Source organism: Sphingomonas fuzhouensis (assembly GCF_034659795.1).
Lineage (GTDB): Bacteria > Pseudomonadota > Alphaproteobacteria > Sphingomonadales > Sphingomonadaceae > Sphingomonas > Sphingomonas fuzhouensis.
Map to the genome: position 1 here is coordinate 206,337 of NZ_JAXSQY010000007.1, position 16,147 is coordinate 222,483.

The following is a 16,147-nucleotide window of genomic DNA, read 5'->3' on the forward strand; positions in this document are numbered from 1 at the left end:
TGACCATGCGTAACCTCGTCCTGAAACTCGCCGTCCTGACCCTGCCATTCGCCACCGGAGGCTGCGTCAAGACGGTTGCCAGCGTGGTGAAGGCACCGTTCCAGGCGGCGGGGCAGGTGGTCGACTGGACGACGACGAGCCAGGACGAGGCCGACCGCAATTACGGTCGCAAGATGCGCAAGCAGGAAGCGCGCGAAGGCCGTGAGCGCCGCGAATATGAGAAACAGTGCCGCAAGCACCCGGAGCAATGCCAGCAGGGGCAACAGGGCCAACCCAGCCAGCAGGGCTATGACGGCTATCGCGCCGGCTATTGATCGCTGACGGGCCCGATTTGGGAAAGGGGCGGCCATCCGGCGAGGATGGCTGCCACCGCCGCCAGAACCTGCGGCCGATGTTGCACCCATAAATGGCTGGACGTGACCTCGACCGCCAGGGTCGCATCGTCGCGGCAGATACGGCCCGCGACCAGCCCGTCGCTCCGGCTCCAGATCGCAGCGGAAGGGCAGGGGAGTGGCCCCGCGATCGCCGCCGAGCGCGCAATCACCATCGGATCGTCGACCTGCTCGCCGGTCAGCCGTTCGAAGACGCGCCAGACATTGGTCGCGCGGGGCGGCCCGGCATAGGGCGAGGCAATGGTGACAACGCCCGCGACCAGATCGGGGCGGGCCTGCGCCACCATCCGCGCCATGATCCCGCCCAGGCTGATGCCGACCAGCGTCACCGGGCCGTTGGTGGCAAGCGCCTTGATACGGGTGATCAGCCGTTCGGCCTCCGCGCCGACGCTGCGCACGCCCAGATTGCGGCCCAGCCCCCAGCCATGGACGCGGTAGCCCTTGGCGGTCAGATAGCGGCGCAATATGACGGTCGCCCGATCGCTGTTGAACAGGCCGGGCAGCACGATCACCGTACGCCCGTCGCCATGCGGCGCGGCGGCCAGTTCCGCACGGTGACGCCACCAGGTCGCGCCCATCCACAGCGCCCGCGGCAGCTCGGCGGCCCAGAGCGCCTTGGACGGCGGCGGGATCACAGCCATGTCATCACCGTCCAGGGAAAGGGCGTCCACCACCCCATCCGCACCCCCGCCGCCGCCAGCGCGTCGCCGGTCCAGCTGTTGCAGGTATGGACCGCGCTATATCGGCCCGTCGCCTCGTAAAAGGCGTCATACACGTCATAGCCCGGATAATGCGGCCCACCCCGTCGCCAGCTCGACTCGATGAAGGCGACCAGACGGCGATAGGCTTGCGGGGACAGGCGGATCATCCGGACATTGCCACCATTGGCACGCGGGAGCGGCAGATGGTCGACATGGATCAGCGTCCGGTCGCTGCCCAGCGCGGCGTGCAGGATCGTCCCCGGCTTCACATCGCGCCAGCGCGGCGTCTCGCGGAAAAAGCCTGCCTCGCCCCAGCCGATGGCGAGAAAGGGAAAGCCCGCATAGCGCGGATCGCGCAGATCCTGCGGCGGCGCCCATTCGCGCCAGTCCACCCCCGCCGCCTGTTTCGGCACGATGATCGCGGTGTGGATCGCGCTCGACTCGACGAAGATGGTGACGGCATCCGCTCCGGCGGCAGGCATCGGCGCGGTCTTGCGCGGGATCATCCCGAGCGCGAGGCCCGCCCCGATATAGGCCAGCAGGATCAGGCCGATCGCCGCCAGCAACCCCCTTGCAACGCGTCCCAGCCGTTGCCACGATATGGTTTCATTTGTCACCATCATCATGATAGGCTCCGCGAATGGCACAGGATACCCATGTTCTCGCCGCCCCGCCCGAAGGGGCCGGAGCCGACTGGACCATCCCGCAGGGGTGGGAGCATTACACGGCGGAAGACCATGCGACCTGGGACACGCTGTTCGCGCGCCAGTCCAAGCTGCTGCCGGGCCGCGCGTCGGAGGCGTATTTGCGCGGCCTCGACGTGCTCAAGCTGTCGCGGCCGGGCATTCCCGATTTCGAGGAACTGTCCGAACGCCTGATGGCGCTGACCGGGTGGCAGGTGGTGGCGGTGCCGGGGCTGGTGCCCGACGATGTCTTCTTCGACCATATGGCCAATCGCCGCTTCGTCGCGGGCAATTTCATCCGGCGGCCTGACCAGCTCGATTATCTGCAGGAGCCGGACGTGTTCCACGACGTGTTCGGCCATGTGCCGATGCTCGCCGATCCGGTCTTCGCCGACTATCTTGCCGCCTATGGGCGCGGCGGGCAGCGCGCGCTGGGCATGGATGCGTTGAAATATCTGGGGCGGCTCTATTGGTACACGGTCGAGTTCGGGCTGGTGCGCGAGGATGGCGACCTTCGGATTTACGGCGCAGGCATCGTGTCGAGCTATTCGGAAAGCCGCTTTGCGCTGGAGGACCCGAGCCCCAATCGGATCGGCTTCGACCTCGCCCGCGTGATGCGGACCGAGTATCGGATCGACGATTTCCAGCAGAATTATTTCGTGATCCCGAGTTACGAGGAGCTGTTGAAGACCACGCTGGAGACGGACTTCGCGCCGCTCTATGCGCAGATCAAGGCGCTGCCCGATATCCCGGTGGCGGAGATCGTGGACGGCGACGACGTGCTGACCCATGGGACGCAAGGCTATGCGCAGGGAAAGCTCGCTTCCTGAACGCGTCGCGCTGGCATGATGGGGGCGCGGAACCTTACCCCACGCCCCCGGTTCGCGTTCCATGCATGACCAGCCCAACAATGCGGTGAACTATCCGCTGCTCGCCCACCCGCACATCCAGCTATACGGCACGGTGGACGAGGTGATGTATGCCGGGTTCAAGGACCAGCTTGCCGCCGCGCCCTCGGACGGCCCGCTGGTCGTGTCGATCACCACGCTGGGCGGCGACCCGGAAATGGCGCGGGCGATGGGCGACTCGATCCGGCTGCTGCGCGACTATACCGGCCGCGAGACCCTGTTCCTGGGCAAGGTCGCGGTCTATTCGGCGGGCGCGACCTTCATGTCCGCCTTTCCGGTCGAATATCGTTTCCTGACCCGCGGCACCCGCCTGATGCTCCATGAGCGGCAGATGAGCGGCAGCATCGACCTGTCCGGCCCGCTCACCAACCTGCCGGTGGTGCTGAAAGCCAAGCTGCACGAGATCGAGCAGTCGGTCCTGATCCAGGAAGAGGGCTTTCGCGCCATCGTCAACGGCTCGAAAGTCAGCTTCGAGACGCTCCGGGAAAAGGCGCGGAGCAACTGGTATATCGATGCCGAGGAGGCGCGCGCGCTGGGTCTCGTTCTTGATGTGATCTGAACCGGCAGCTAAATCGGTCAAGACATTTGCGACAAGCGCCCCTGTCATGTATCGGCGAGGGCGATCCTTTGCCGACAGCCTGTCGGCCCATCCAGCGGGTTTGTGACCATGGCCGAATTTGCCCTGCCGAAGAACAGCGTCATCAAGAAGGGCGAAACGCACAAGGCGACCACCGGCGGCCGCCTGAAAAAGTTCAAGGTCTATCGCTACGACCCCGATTCGGGCCAGAACCCGCGCTACGACACGTTCGAGGTCGATCTGGACGAGTGCGGCCCGATGGTGCTCGACGCGCTGATCAAGATGAAGGCCGAGCAGGACAGCTCGCTGACCTTCCGCCGTTCGTGCCGTGAGGGCATTTGCGGATCGTGCGCGATGAACATCGACGGCCGCAACGGCCTGGCCTGCACCACCGCGATCGAGGATGTGAAGGGCACGGTCCAGATCACGCCCTTGCCGCATATGGACGTGGTGAAGGATCTGGTTCCCGACTTCACCCACTTCTATGCGCAGTACGCCTCGATCAAGCCGTGGCTGCAGACCGTGTCGCCCGCGCCCTCGGGCAAGGAGCGGCTCCAGTCGCCGGACGACCGCGCCAAGCTTGATGGCCTGTACGAGTGCATCCTGTGCGCCTGCTGCTCGACCTCGTGCCCCAGCTATTGGTGGAACAGCGACAAGTTCCTGGGGCCCGCGATCCTGCTCCAGGCCTATCGCTGGCTGGCCGACAGCCGCGACGAGATGACCGGTGAGCGTCTGGACGAGCTGGAAGACCCCTTCCGCCTGTACCGCTGCCACACGATCATGAACTGCGCGAATGTCTGCCCCAAGGGCCTGAACCCGGCCAAGGCGATCGCCGAGATCAAGAAGATGGAAGCCGAGCGGATCATCTGATCCGGTTTGTTTCGATGGAAACGGGAAGGGGGTCGGAAACGGCCCCCTTTTTTATCCCCCCCCAAGCTGTGCTTGGGGGGCGTCGCGCAAGCGATGGTGGAGGGTCATGGCCTGCCCTCACCCTTCCGGCGCTGACGCGCCTCCCTCCCTCTCCCAATGGGAGAGGGAGGGGTGAGGGTGGGGGTTGACGCCGGGCGGGGCAGGGAAGACATCGCCCCTGACATGCCCGACATCCTCAACGCCTATCGCCGCCTGATCGAAGCCCAGGAACTCCGCCCCGATCCCGAACAGGCCGCCGCCGCCGCGCGTCTCGAACAACTCGCGACCGAATTGGAAACCCCGCGCAAGATCGGCCTGTTCGCCCGGCTGACCGGCAAGGGCACGCCCGCCCCGAAGGGCGTCTACCTCTGGGGTGACGTCGGTCGCGGCAAGTCGATGCTGATGGACCTGTTCTTCGATCACGTCGCGGTCGAGGCCAAGCGTCGGGTCCATTTCGCTGAGTTCATGCTGGAGGTCCACGCCCGCATCGCCACCGAGCGTGCCAAGCAGGCGGGCGACCCGATCGCCCCGGTCGCCGCCGCGCTGGCCAAGGAAGTGCGGCTGCTGGCCTTCGACGAGATGATGGTGACCAACAGCCCCGACGCGATGATCCTGTCGCGGCTGTTCACCACGCTGATCGAGGCGGGGGTGACGATCGTCACCACGTCCAACCGGCCGCCCAAGGACCTGTACAAGAACGGCCTCAACCGCGAGCATTTCCTGCCCTTCATCGCGTTGATCGAGGCGCGGCTGGATGTACTGGCGCTCAACGGGCCGACCGATTACCGGCGCGACCGGCTGGGGCGGCTCGACACCTGGCTGGTGCCCAACGGTCCGAAGGCGACGATGACGCTGTCGGCGGCGTTCTTCCGCCTGACCGACTATCCGGTCGAGGATGCCGCGCATGTGCCTAGCGAGGACCTGAAGGTCGGCGGCCGCGTGCTGCATGTCCCCAAGGCGCTGAAGGGCGTGGCGGTCTTCTCGTTCAAGCGGCTGTGCGGCGAGGCGCGCGGGGCGGCGGACTATCTGGCGGTCGCGCGGCGCTTCCACACCGTCATCCTGGTCGGCATCCCCAAGCTGGGGCCGGAGAATCGCAACGAGGCGGCGCGCTTCGTCCAACTGATCGACGCACTCTACGAACACAAGGTCAAGCTGCTCGCCGCAGCCGACGCGCAGCCCGCCGAACTCTATGAAACCGGCGATGGGCGGTTCGAGTTCGAGCGTACGATCAGCCGGTTGGAAGAGATGCGATCGGACGAGTATCTGGCGCAGGGCCATGGCTCGGATGAAGGGCTAATGACAGCTTAATGCACTTGCGAACCATTATCGTTTAAAATCTTAAACTCTGTGGATTAACGGTTGCCCCGACGCCCATATGGGCGTAGGCCGCGTGACCAATCACGTACGTCCACTACGGAGTAGGATTGGAATGGCTCGCAAGAAGATCGCGCTGATCGGCGCCGGTAACATCGGCGGCACGCTGGCGCACCTCGCCGCGCTCAAGGGGCTGGGCGATATCGTCCTGTTCGACGTTGTCGAGGGTGTGCCCCAGGGCAAGGCGCTCGACCTGTCGCAGTGCGGCCCGGTCGAAGGCTTCGACGCGAACATCAAGGGTTCCAACGACTACGCGGACATCGCGGGCGCCGATGTCATCATCGTCACCGCCGGTGTCGCGCGCAAGCCCGGCATGAGCCGCGACGACCTGCTCGGCATCAACCTGAAGGTGATGAAGGCGGTCGGCGAGGGCATCCGCGACAACGCGCCCGACGCGTTCGTGATCTGCATCACCAACCCGCTCGACGCGATGGTCTGGGCGCTGCGCGAGTTCTCGGGACTTCCTGCGAACAAGGTCGTCGGCATGGCGGGCGTGCTCGACTCGGCGCGCTTCTCGCACTTCCTCGCCGAAGAGTTCGGCGTGTCGGTGAAGGACGTGAACACCTTCGTGCTCGGCGGCCACGGCGACACGATGGTCCCGGTGCTGGAATATTCGACCGTCAGCGGCATCCCAGTCAGCGACCTGATCGAGATGGGCTTCTCGACCAAGGAAAAGGTCGACGAGATCATCAAGCGCACCCGCGGCGGCGGCGGCGAGATCGTCGCGCTGCTCAAGACCGGCTCGGCTTACTATGCGCCCGCCACCAGCGGCATCGCGATGGCCGAGGCCTATCTCTACGACCAGAAGCGCATCCTGCCTGCCGCCGCCCACCTGTCGGGTGAATATGGCATCGACAACCTCTATGTCGGCGTGCCCGTCGTGATCGGCGCCGGTGGTGTCGAGAAGGTCGTCGAGGTTAAGCTGTCGGACGAGGCGAAGGCGAACCTTCAGGTCTCGGTCGATGCGGTCAAGGAACTGCTCGTCGCCTGCAAGGGCATCGACGAGAGCCTAGCGTAATTTGAAGGAATGACACCGCCCCGGCGAAGGCCGGGGCCCAGTTGGGTTGGACATGGTGATCGAAGCACAAGCCTTCGTCTACATCATGGCCAGCGGTCGCAACGGGACGATCTATATCGGCTCGACGACCAATTTGCCGCGGCGGGTGTGGGAACACCGCAACGGCGTGGTGGCTGGGTTCACGCGGGAGCATCGCTGTCATTGGCTCGTCTGGTACGAGGTGCATGATAGCTGGGAAGCAGCGCGGCAACGCGAACTGCGAATGAAGAATTGGAAGCGGCTTTGGAAGCTGCGAGAAATCGAAGGATTCAATCCCGATTGGGACGACCTCTACGATCGAATCGCACTTCCATAAACGTATCGCAACTGGGCCCCGGCCTTCGCCGGGGCGGACAAGGACGGAACCGACGGATGAGCATCCTCGTCAACAAGAACACCAAGGTCATCACCCAGGGCATGACGGGTGAAACCGGCACGTTCCACACCCAGCAGGCGCTGGCATATGGCACGCAGATGGTCGGCGGCGTGACGCCGGGCAAGGGCGGCACCGAGCATATCGGCCTGCCGGTCTTCAACACCGTCGCCGAAGCCAAGTCGAAGACGGGCGCTGACGCGTCGGTCATCTATGTGCCGCCGCCCTTCGCGGCCGACTCGATCCTGGAAGCGATCGACGCGGAAATCCCGCTGATCGTCGCGATTACCGAGGGCATTCCGGTGCTCGACATGGTCAAGGTGAAGCGCGCCCTTTCGGGTTCCAAGTCGCGCCTGATCGGTCCGAACTGCCCGGGCGTGCTGACGCCGGGCGAGTGCAAGATCGGCATCATGCCGGGTTCGATCTTCAAGAAGGGCTCGGTCGGCGTCGTGTCGCGCTCGGGCACGCTGACCTATGAGGCGGTGTTCCAGACCTCGAACGCCGGTCTCGGTCAGACGACCGCAGTCGGCATCGGCGGCGACCCCGTCAACGGCACCAACTTCATCGACGTGCTGGAGCTGTTCCTGGCCGATGACGAGACTCAGTCGATCATCATGATCGGCGAGATCGGTGGCTCGGCGGAAGAGGAAGCCGCGCAGTTCCTGCGTGACGAAGCCAAGCGTGGCCGTTCGAAGCCGATGGCGGGCTTCATCGCGGGCCGCACCGCGCCTCCGGGCCGTCGCATGGGCCATGCCGGTGCGATCGTGTCGGGCGGCCAGGGCGGCGCCGAGGACAAGATCGCGGCGATGGAAGCGGCCGGGATCAAGGTCGCGGCTTCGCCGTCGGAGCTCGGCTCGACGCTGCTGTCGGTGCTGAACAAGTAAGGCGTATCGCGTCACCCCGGCACAACCGCCGGGGTCCGTGGCGGCAGGCGGGCCGCTCGCGGCTGCGGACCCCAGGCGGATGTGCCGGGGTGGCGATCATGAAGAAGACGGGCGGTCGAGGAAGCGTCTCATGGGCTACGAAGGCCAGGAATTCAGCGACATCGCGGCGGGCGTCAGCCCCGCCTTCATCGAAACGCTCTATGCCAAGTATCAGGCCGACCAGTCGTCGGTCGATGCAGGCTGGCGGACCTTCTTCGAGGGTCTGGAGCAGGGCGTGGGTGCCCCGAGCTGGCAGAACAAGCGCTGGCCGCTGACCTCGACCGACGATCTAACGGCGGGCCTCGACCCGACGCAGATGGAACCCGCCCCCAAGCCCGCCAAGGGTGGCAAGCCCGCCCCTGCCGCTGCGGCGGCAGCCCCCTCGACCGCCGACATCGTCAAGGCGGCGGGCGACGCGATCCGCGCGCAGATGCTGATCCGCACCTACCGGGTGCGCGGCCATCTTGCGGCGAACCTCGATCCGCTGGGCCTGTCGGGCCTGCGTGAACTGCCCGAGGATCTGAAGACCGAATATCACGGCTTCACCGACGCCGATCTCGACCGCAAGGTGTATCTGGGCGGCACGATGGGCTTCGAATGGGCGACCGTTCGCGAGCTGGTCGACACGCTGCGCAAGAATTATTGCGGCAATATTGGCCTTGAGTACATGCACATCGCAGATGTGGAGGAGCGCCGCTTCCTCCAGGACCGGATGGAAGGCCAGGATAAGGCGATCGACTTCACCGTCGATGGCAAGAAGGCGATCCTGAACAAGGTCATCGAGGCCGAGCAGTGGGAAAAGTTCCTCGGCAAGAAATATGTCGGGACCAAGCGCTTCGGCCTGGACGGCGGCGAGTCGATGATCCCCGCGCTCGAATCGGTCATCAAGTACGGTGGCCAGATGGGCGTGCGCGAGATCGTGTTCGGCATGGCGCATCGCGGTCGCCTGAACGTGCTGGCCAATGTGATGGCCAAGCCGCTGCGCGTGATCTTCCACGAATTCGCCGGTGGTTCGGCCAACCCCGATGACATCGGCGGTTCGGGCGACGTGAAGTACCACCTCGGCACCTCGACCGACCGCGAGTTCGACGGCCACAAGGTCCATATGTCGCTGGTCGCCAACCCCTCGCACCTCGAGGCGGTGAACCCGGTCGTGCTGGGCAAGACCCGCGCGATCCAGACGATCGCGGGCGACCTGGAGGATCACTCGGCCTCGGTGCCGGTGCTGATCCACGGTGACGCGGCGTTCGCGGGGCAGGGTATCGTCTGGGAGTGCCTCGGCTTCTCAGGCATCCGTGGTTACAACACGGGCGGCTGCGTCCACTTCATCATCAACAATCAGGTGGGCTTCACCACCAGCCCGCAATTCGCGCGCTCCTCGCCCTATCCGTCGGATGTGGCCAAGGGCGTCCAGGCGCCGGTCTTCCACGTCAATGGCGACGATCCCGAGGCGGTGACCTTCGCCACCAAGATGGCGATCGAGTTCCGCCAGAAGTTCCACCGCGACATCGTGATCGACATGTGGTGCTATCGCCGCTTTGGTCACAATGAAGGTGACGAGCCGGGCTTCACCCAGCCGCTGATGTACAACAAAATCCGCTCGCACCCCGGTGTTAGCGAAATCTATGCGAAGCGCCTCGTCGCCGAAGGCGTGGTCGACCAGGCCTGGGTCGACGAGAACGTCAAGCAGTACACCACGCGCTGCGAAGGCGAGTTCGAGGCCGGGCAGGGCTACAAGCCCAACAAGGCCGACTGGTTCGCCGGTCGCTGGTCGGGTCTGTCGGCGCCGAAGGAAACTGATCAGGGTCGCCGCAACGTGGAGACCGGCCTCGACAAGAAGCTGTTCGACGCGATCGGCCGCACGCTGACCACGATCCCGGAAGGCTTGCAGGTCCACAAGACGCTGAACCGCGTGCTGGATGCCAAGCGCCAGATGTTCACGACGGGCGAGAATTTCGACTGGGCGACCGGCGAGGCTTTGGCCTTCGGTTCGCTGCTGTCGGAAGGCTATGGCGTGCGTCTGTCCGGCCAGGATTCGGGTCGCGGCACCTTCTCGCAGCGTCACGCCGTCTGGGTCGACCAGACCGACGAGCACAAGTACGTGCCGCTGAAGACCGTCGAGCATGGCAGCTTCGAGGTGCTGGACAGCCCGCTGTCCGAGTACGGCGTGCTGGGCTTCGAATATGGCTATGCGCTCGCCGATCCGAAGACGCTGGTGCTGTGGGAGGCGCAGTTCGGCGACTTCGTCAACGGCGCGCAGATCATGATCGACCAGTTCATCACGTCGGGCGAGTCCAAGTGGCTGCGCGCCAACGGCCTCGTGATGCTGTTGCCGCATGGTTATGAAGGGCAGGGGCCGGAGCATTCGTCCGCGCGTCCCGAGCGCTTCCTCCAGTCCTGCGCCAACGATAATATCCAGGTGGCGAACTGCACCACCCCGGCCAATTATTTCCACCTGTTGCGCCGTCAGATGCATCGCAATTTCCGTAAACCGCTCATCGTCTTCACGCCGAAGTCGCTGCTGCGCCACAAGCTGGCGGTGTCGAAGGCCGAGGATTTCCAGGGCGACAGCCACTTCCGTCGCCTGCTGTCGGACACCAACGGTGCCGCCGACGAGGCGACGACGCGTCTGGTCCTGTGCACCGGCAAGGTCGCGTACGACCTGATCGAGGCACGCGACGCGGCGGGCGACACCACGACCCAGATCGTGCGCGTCGAGCAGCTCTATCCGTTTCCGAGCGATGCGCTGGCCAAGCGGATCGCGCGGATGCCGAACCTGCAGGACGTGGTCTGGGCGCAGGAAGAGCCGAAGAACAACGGGTATTGGTTCTTCGTCGAGCCGCTGATCGAGGAGGCGCTGGCCGAGGCCGGGGCTTCGGTGAAGCGCGCCCGTTATGCCGGTCGCACGGCGGCGGCGTCGCCCGCCACCGGCCTGATGAAGCGCCACACCGCCGAGCAGGGCGCGCTGGTCGCCGATGCGCTGGGCCATAATGTCCGCGAGGAAATCCGCCGGACGCGCGCCGAGGGCAGCAACACGACCGCCAAGCCGACCACGGCGGCGGTGGACTGACGTATCGAGTTCCCCGGTTCGTGACCGAGCCGGGGAGGGATGAAATCTGGCGCGGGCGTTTTGCCCGCCCGCGTAAGAACCCCGGTTCGCCGGGTGGAGGAAATGGAAATGGCGACTGAAGTTCTGGTCCCGGTACTGGGCGAATCGATCTCCGAAGCGACGCTGGGCGAATGGCTGAAGCAGCCGGGTGACGCGGTGGCGGTCGACGAGCCGATCGCGAGCCTGGAGACCGACAAGGTCTCGGTCGAAGTGCCCTCGCCGGTGGCGGGTGTCATGGGTGAGCATGCCGTGAAGGTCGGCGACACGGTGCAGGTCGGCGCGCTGCTGGCGACCGTCGATGCCGGTGGCGCGGCCCCGGCCAAGACCGAAGCGGCGGCTCCTGCCGTGACCGCGGCTCCGGCGGCTGCCGCTCCGGCTCCCGCCACTGACGAGTCGAGCGACTCGCCCGCCGCGCTCTCGCCGTCGGTGCGTCGTGCGGTGCTGGAGCATGGTCTCGACCCCGCGACGATCAAGGGCACCGGCAAGGACGGCCGCATCACCAAGGAAGATGTCGCCGCCGCCGCCGCCAACAAGTCGAGTGCCCCCGCGCCTGCCGCCGCTGCTCCGGCCGCTGCGCCTGCCGGTTCGGCGCGCAAGGAAGAGCGGGTCAAGATGACGCGCCTGCGTCAGACGATCGCCAAGCGCCTGAAGGAAGCGCAGAACACCGCCGCGATGCTGACGACGTTCAACGACGTCGACATGACCGCGGTGATCGAGGCGCGCGCCAAGTATAAGGACCTGTTCGAGAAGAAGCATGGCGTCCGCCTGGGCTTCATGGGCTTCTTCGTGAAGGCCGCGACGATGGCGCTGAAGGACATTCCGTCGGTCAACGCGTCGATCGAGGGCGATGAGATCGTCTATCACGACTATGCCGACATCTCGGTCGCCGTCTCGGCCCCGAACGGCCTGGTCGTGCCGGTCATCCGCGACGCGCAGGACCTGACGGTGGCTGGTATCGAAAAGACGATCGGCGACTTCGGCAAGCGCGCCAAGGACGGCACGCTGAAGATGGACGAGATGAAGGGCGGCACCTTCACCATCTCGAACGGCGGCGTGTTCGGCTCGCTGATGTCGACCCCGATCATCAACCCGCCCCAGTCGGCGGTGCTGGGCCTACACCGTATCGAGGAGCGGCCGGTCGTCGTCGACGGCCAGATCGTCATCCGTCCGATGATGTACCTGGCGCTGTCCTATGACCATCGCATCATCGACGGTCGCGAGGCGGTGACCTTCCTCGTCGCGCTGAAGAACGCGATCCAGGACCCGACGCGCATCCTGATCGACCTCTGATCGCTTTGTGATCTATACGGGCCCTCGCAACCGCGGGGGTCCGTTCGTGCTGTGTAAGGCGGGTGCGCCCGCAGGCTGGACCCCGAAGCCGGGGAACGGGAGAGACAAATGGCTGAGTATGACTATGACGTCCTGGTGATCGGCGCCGGCCCCGGCGGCTATGTCGCGGCGATCCGCGCGGCGCAGCTGGGCCTGAAGACCGCGTGCGCCGAGGCGCGCGAGACGCTGGGCGGCACCTGCCTCAATGTCGGCTGCATCCCGTCCAAGGCGCTGCTCCACGCATCCGAGCTGTTCGAGGAAGCGTCGCACGGTGCACTCGCCAAGTTCGGTGTCGAGATCGAGGGCGCCAAGCTTAACCTCGACCAGATGCACGCTGAAAAGGCCAAGGCGGTCGGCGAGCTGACCGGCGGCATCGAATATCTGTTCAAGAAGAACAAGGTCACCTGGCTGAAGGGCAAGGCCGCGTTCCAGGATGCGAGCACGGTCAAGGTCGGCGACCAGACCGTCACCGCGCGCGACATCGTGATCGCGACCGGCTCGGTCGTGACCCCGCTGCCGGGTGTCGCAATCGACCAGAAGGTCGTGGTCGACTCGACCGGCGCGCTGGCGCTGCCCAAGGTGCCCGAGCATCTCGTCGTCATCGGCGGCGGCGTGATCGGCCTGGAGCTGGGTTCGGTCTGGCGTCGTCTGGGGGCCAAGGTCACGGTGGTCGAATATCTCGACCAGATCCTGCCCGGCTTCGATGGCGAAGTCCGCAAGGAATCGGCCAAGCTGTTCAAGAAGCAGGGCATGGAGCTAAAGACCTCGACCAAGGTGACCGGCGTCACCGTCGAGGGCGACCGCGCGACCGTGTCGGTCGAACCGGCGGCGGGTGGTGCGGCGGAAACGCTGTCGGCCGATGCCGTGCTGGTCGCGATCGGCCGCAAGCCCAATACCGATGGGCTGAACCTGGAAGCGGCGGGCGTGAAGCTGAACGGTCGTGGCCAGGTAGAGATCGACCATGACTTCGCGACCAATGTCGACGGCATCTGGGCGATCGGCGACGTGGCGCCGGGCCTGATGCTCGCGCACAAGGCCGAGGACGAAGGCGTCGCGGTGGCGGAGAACATCGCTGGCCAGACCGGCATCGTGAACCACGACGTCATCCCCAGCGTCGTCTACACCATGCCCGAGATCGCCGGTGTCGGCCTGTCGGAAGAAGCCGCCAAGGAAAAGGGCGAGGTCAAGGTCGGCAAGTTCCCCTTCGCCGCCAACAGCCGCGCCAAGACCAACCGCGATACCGACGGCTTCGTGAAGGTGATCGCCGACGCCAAGACCGACCGCGTGCTCGGCGTGTGGATCATCTCCAGCTTGGCTGGCACGATGATCGCGCAGGCCGCGCAGGCGATGGAGTTCGGTGCGACGTCGGAAGACATCGCGTACACCTGCCACGCGCACCCGACCCATGCCGAGGCGCTTAAGGAAGCCGCCATGGCGGTGCAGGGTAAGCCGATCCACATCTGATCGGGCTCTTGTCGAATTAACGAAGGGGCGGGCATCGCAAGGTGCCCGCCTTTTTGTTACGCGCCTCTGGAATTCCTCCCTGCAAGGGGAGGGGGACCATGCGAAGCATGGTGGAGGGGAGTGGCAGGTCGAACCCGCCCGCGGGTTCGAGGATTGCCGGGGGCAATCCGGCCTGCCACTCGCTCTCGATAGCGCGACACCCCTCCGTCAGGCCTTCGCCCTGCCACCTCCCCTTGCAGGGGAGGATAACGGCTCCAATACCATCCGCACTGATGGCATATCCCCGCCGGCAGCGACGCAGGGACGCAGAACCCGTCCGGTCTCGACAAAGCCGAGCTTGGCAAGCACGCGACCGGACGCCGGATTGCCCTCGAAATAGCCCGAGGTCAGGCGGGTAAGACCAAGCCGCTCGAACCCGAAATCGACGAGCGCCCGCGCCGCCTCGGTCGCGATCCCCTGGCCCCAATGCGCAGGGGACAGCCAATAGCCCAGCTTTGCGGTATCCGCGTCGCGTTCCGGGGTCAGCCCGACCGCCCCGATCAGCCGGTCCTCGCCCCGCAGCGTGATCGCCCAGACCCATTCAGCAGGCACGACCCGCTCCAGGAAGAAGCGCGCATCGTCCGGGCTGTACGGATGCGGCACGCGGGCCAGACGGTGTGCGACATCCCAATCCCCGACGATGGACACGATGGCCTCGATATCACGCTCGGCCGGACGCCGCAGCGATAGCCGGGGGTGTCGAGGTCGGGGCGGGTATCGAGAGACAGGGGCATGATCGTTTCCCGCCAAAACGTTGGGCTGGATCGGGGCTGGACGAAAAAAAGGCGGCCAACGCTTTCGCGCCGCCGCCTTTCTCGCACCGGGATCGGCGCTTACGCCTCTTCGCTGCGGTCGCCGTAATTGGCCAGTTCGTCGCCCATGATGCGGGTGACGTGCAGCACGTTGGTCGATCCCGGCGTGCGGAAGGGGACGCCCGCCATCAGCACGACCTGGTTGCCCGCCTCGGCAATGCCGTGGCGCAGCGCCATGCGCTTGGACTTGGCGACCATCTCCTCGAAGGATTCGACGTCACGGGTATGGACCGCGTGACAGCCCCAGAGCAGGCCCAGACGACGCGCCGTCTCCAGCTGCGGGGTCAGGACCAGGATCGGCACCGAGGGCCGCTCGCGCGCCACGCGGCGGGGGGTCGAGCCGCTGGTGGTGAAGCAGATGATCGCCTTGGCCGAAACGGTGTTGGTGATGCTCGCCGCCGCCTCGGCCAGCGCGTCGGCGGTGGTCGGGTCGGGGGTCATGGCGGTGAAGTGGATGCGCTCGCCATGGCCGGGGTCGTTTTCCACCGACACGCCGATCGCGTTCATCATCGCCACCGATTCGACCGGCCAGGCACCCGCCGCCGACTCGGCCGACAGCATGATCGCGTCGGCGCCGTCATAGATGGCGGTCGCCACGTCCGACACCTCGGCGCGGGTGGGCGAGGGGCTTTGGATCATCGATTCGAGCATCTGCGTGGCGACGACCACCGGGCGGCCCATCCGGCGCGACACCTCGACGATGCGCTTCTGGAGCGGCGGGACGGCCTGGGGCGGCAGTTCGACGCCCAGGTCGCCACGCGCGACCATCACGCCGTCGCACTGCTCGACGATTTCCTCCAGCCGGTCGATCGCCTGCGGCTTCTCGATCTTGGCGAGCAGCGCGGCGCGCCCCTTGATCAGGCCGCGCGCCTCCATCAGATCCTCGGGCCGCTGGACGAAGGAGAGCGCGATCCAGTCGACGCCCTGCTCGACCGCGAAGGCCAGGTCGGAACGGTCCTTCTCGGTCAGCGCGGCCATGGGCAGCACCACATCGGGGACGTTCAGCCCCTTGTTGTTCGACAGCGCACCGCCGACCTCGACCAGGGTCGTGATCTTCTGGTCGTCGTGGAACGCCACGCGCAGCACCAGCTTGCCGTCATCGAGCAACAGGCGCGCGCCCGGTTCGATCGCGGCGAAGATTTCCTTGTGCGGCAGCTCGACACGGGTGGCGTCGCCCGGCGTCGGATCGCGGTCGAGGACGAAGGTGCTGCCGGTTTCCAGCATCACCTTGCCATCGGCGAACTTGCCCACGCGCAGCTTCGGCCCCTGAAGATCGGCGAGGATCGTGGTCGGACGGCCGAACCGTTCCTCCAGGCCACGGATCGCCTGGATCAGCGGCACCTTCGACTGCTGGTCGCCATGGCTCATATTGATTCGAAAGGCGTCGGCCCCTGCCTGAAACAGGGTGGCGATCGTTTCGGGATCGCTGCTGGCCGGGCCGAGCGTGGCGAGGACGCGGACTTTGCGCGAACGAGGTGGGAGGGCCGTGGTCATGTT

General features: G+C 65.9%; 15 protein-coding genes. 11 read left to right on the forward strand and 4 right to left on the reverse strand.

The genetic code is table 11. The annotated features are described in order from the left end of the window. Positions 1-5: 5 nt before the first annotated feature. Positions 6-314 carry a hypothetical protein gene (locus tag U1H82_RS15485; RefSeq protein WP_322965824.1) on the forward strand — a complete coding sequence of 103 codons (309 nt, stop codon included), beginning with the start codon at positions 6-8 and terminating at the stop codon, positions 312-314. Here the strand turns inward: U1H82_RS15485 and U1H82_RS15490 are convergent. Next, positions 308-1,033: a lipase family alpha/beta hydrolase gene (locus tag U1H82_RS15490; protein ID WP_322965825.1), complete on the reverse strand. Its 726-nt coding sequence runs from the start codon at positions 1,031-1,033 to the stop codon at positions 308-310. The genes U1H82_RS15485 and U1H82_RS15490 overlap by 7 nt on opposite strands. After that, the gene (locus U1H82_RS15495; protein ID WP_322965826.1) at positions 1,024-1,719 is read right to left on the reverse strand and encodes a TIGR02117 family protein; all 696 of its coding nucleotides are present in this window, start codon (positions 1,717-1,719) and stop codon (positions 1,024-1,026) included. The genes U1H82_RS15490 and U1H82_RS15495 overlap by 10 nt, the downstream gene beginning before the upstream one ends. A gap of 14 nt (positions 1,720-1,733) precedes the next feature. Here U1H82_RS15495 and phhA point away from each other — a divergent pair, with 14 nt between their 5' ends. The 10 genes from phhA (at position 1,734) to lpdA (ending at position 13,799) form a co-directional block, all read left to right on the forward strand. Next, positions 1,734-2,606: a phenylalanine 4-monooxygenase gene (gene phhA / locus U1H82_RS15500; protein WP_322965827.1), complete on the forward strand. Its 873-nt coding sequence runs from the start codon at positions 1,734-1,736 to the stop codon at positions 2,604-2,606. A 61-nt stretch (positions 2,607-2,667) separates the two neighbouring features. Further along, positions 2,668-3,243 (forward strand): ClpP family protease, encoded by a 576-nt coding sequence (locus tag U1H82_RS15505; RefSeq protein ID WP_322965828.1) that lies wholly within the window; start codon positions 2,668-2,670, stop codon positions 3,241-3,243. A 108-nt stretch (positions 3,244-3,351) separates the two neighbouring features. Further along, positions 3,352-4,131, forward strand: a complete 780-nt coding sequence (locus U1H82_RS15510) for a succinate dehydrogenase iron-sulfur subunit (RefSeq protein ID WP_322965829.1) — start codon at positions 3,352-3,354, stop codon at positions 4,129-4,131. Positions 4,132-4,353: 222 nt separating this feature from the next. Beyond that, on the forward strand, positions 4,354-5,478 hold the full coding sequence (gene zapE, locus U1H82_RS15515) for a cell division protein ZapE (protein ID WP_322965830.1): 1,125 nt from the start codon (positions 4,354-4,356) through the stop codon (positions 5,476-5,478). Between the two features lie 121 nt (positions 5,479-5,599). Continuing rightward, on the forward strand, positions 5,600-6,562 hold the full coding sequence (mdh, locus tag U1H82_RS15520) for a malate dehydrogenase (protein ID WP_058715168.1): 963 nt from the start codon (positions 5,600-5,602) through the stop codon (positions 6,560-6,562). Between the two features lie 52 nt (positions 6,563-6,614). Continuing rightward, the gene (locus U1H82_RS15525) at positions 6,615-6,917 is read left to right on the forward strand and encodes a GIY-YIG nuclease family protein (RefSeq protein ID WP_322965831.1); all 303 of its coding nucleotides are present in this window, start codon (positions 6,615-6,617) and stop codon (positions 6,915-6,917) included. 56 nt (positions 6,918-6,973) lie between these two features. Then, positions 6,974-7,858: a succinate--CoA ligase subunit alpha gene (gene sucD, locus U1H82_RS15530; RefSeq protein ID WP_042484035.1), complete on the forward strand. Its 885-nt coding sequence runs from the start codon at positions 6,974-6,976 to the stop codon at positions 7,856-7,858. Positions 7,859-7,988: 130 nt separating this feature from the next. After that, on the forward strand, positions 7,989-10,967 hold the full coding sequence (locus tag U1H82_RS15535; protein ID WP_322965832.1) for a 2-oxoglutarate dehydrogenase E1 component: 2,979 nt from the start codon (positions 7,989-7,991) through the stop codon (positions 10,965-10,967). A 108-nt stretch (positions 10,968-11,075) separates the two neighbouring features. Then, positions 11,076-12,296, forward strand: a complete 1,221-nt coding sequence (gene odhB, locus U1H82_RS15540) for a 2-oxoglutarate dehydrogenase complex dihydrolipoyllysine-residue succinyltransferase (RefSeq protein WP_322965833.1) — start codon at positions 11,076-11,078, stop codon at positions 12,294-12,296. A 108-nt stretch (positions 12,297-12,404) separates the two neighbouring features. Next, entirely contained in the window at positions 12,405-13,799 is a 1,395-nt protein-coding gene (gene lpdA, locus U1H82_RS15545; RefSeq protein ID WP_322965835.1) for a dihydrolipoyl dehydrogenase, read from the forward strand. 207 nt (positions 13,800-14,006) lie between these two features. Here lpdA and U1H82_RS15550 read toward each other — a convergent pair whose 3' ends face one another. Both U1H82_RS15550 and pyk read right to left on the reverse strand, forming a co-directional pair. Next, positions 14,007-14,588, reverse strand: coding sequence for a GNAT family N-acetyltransferase (locus U1H82_RS15550; protein WP_322965836.1), 582 nt, complete (start codon positions 14,586-14,588; stop codon positions 14,007-14,009). Between the two features lie 83 nt (positions 14,589-14,671). Continuing rightward, positions 14,672-16,144: a pyruvate kinase gene (gene pyk, locus U1H82_RS15555; RefSeq protein ID WP_322965837.1), complete on the reverse strand. Its 1,473-nt coding sequence runs from the start codon at positions 16,142-16,144 to the stop codon at positions 14,672-14,674. Positions 16,145-16,147 lie beyond the last annotated feature (3 nt).

Bases quoted from the DNA above. Each gene is read 5' to 3' on its own strand.
- U1H82_RS15485 (WP_322965824.1), top strand. From the start codon at position 6: ATGCGTAACCTCGTCCTGAAACTCGCCGTCCTGACCCTGCCATTCGCC.
- U1H82_RS15490 (WP_322965825.1), bottom strand. From the start codon at position 1,033: ATGGCTGTGATCCCGCCGCCGTCCAAGGCGCTCTGGGCCGCCGAGCTG.
- U1H82_RS15495 (WP_322965826.1), bottom strand. From the start codon at position 1,719: ATGATGATGGTGACAAATGAAACCATATCGTGGCAACGGCTGGGACGC.
- phhA (WP_322965827.1), top strand. From the start codon at position 1,734: ATGGCACAGGATACCCATGTTCTCGCCGCCCCGCCCGAAGGGGCCGGA.
- U1H82_RS15505 (WP_322965828.1), top strand. From the start codon at position 2,668: ATGCATGACCAGCCCAACAATGCGGTGAACTATCCGCTGCTCGCCCAC.
- U1H82_RS15510 (WP_322965829.1), top strand. From the start codon at position 3,352: ATGGCCGAATTTGCCCTGCCGAAGAACAGCGTCATCAAGAAGGGCGAA.
- zapE (WP_322965830.1), top strand. From the start codon at position 4,354: ATGCCCGACATCCTCAACGCCTATCGCCGCCTGATCGAAGCCCAGGAA.
- mdh (WP_058715168.1), top strand. From the start codon at position 5,600: ATGGCTCGCAAGAAGATCGCGCTGATCGGCGCCGGTAACATCGGCGGC.
- U1H82_RS15525 (WP_322965831.1), top strand. From the start codon at position 6,615: ATGGTGATCGAAGCACAAGCCTTCGTCTACATCATGGCCAGCGGTCGC.
- sucD (WP_042484035.1), top strand. From the start codon at position 6,974: ATGAGCATCCTCGTCAACAAGAACACCAAGGTCATCACCCAGGGCATG.
- U1H82_RS15535 (WP_322965832.1), top strand. From the start codon at position 7,989: ATGGGCTACGAAGGCCAGGAATTCAGCGACATCGCGGCGGGCGTCAGC.
- odhB (WP_322965833.1), top strand. From the start codon at position 11,076: ATGGCGACTGAAGTTCTGGTCCCGGTACTGGGCGAATCGATCTCCGAA.
- lpdA (WP_322965835.1), top strand. From the start codon at position 12,405: ATGGCTGAGTATGACTATGACGTCCTGGTGATCGGCGCCGGCCCCGGC.
- pyk (WP_322965837.1), bottom strand. From the start codon at position 16,144: ATGACCACGGCCCTCCCACCTCGTTCGCGCAAAGTCCGCGTCCTCGCC.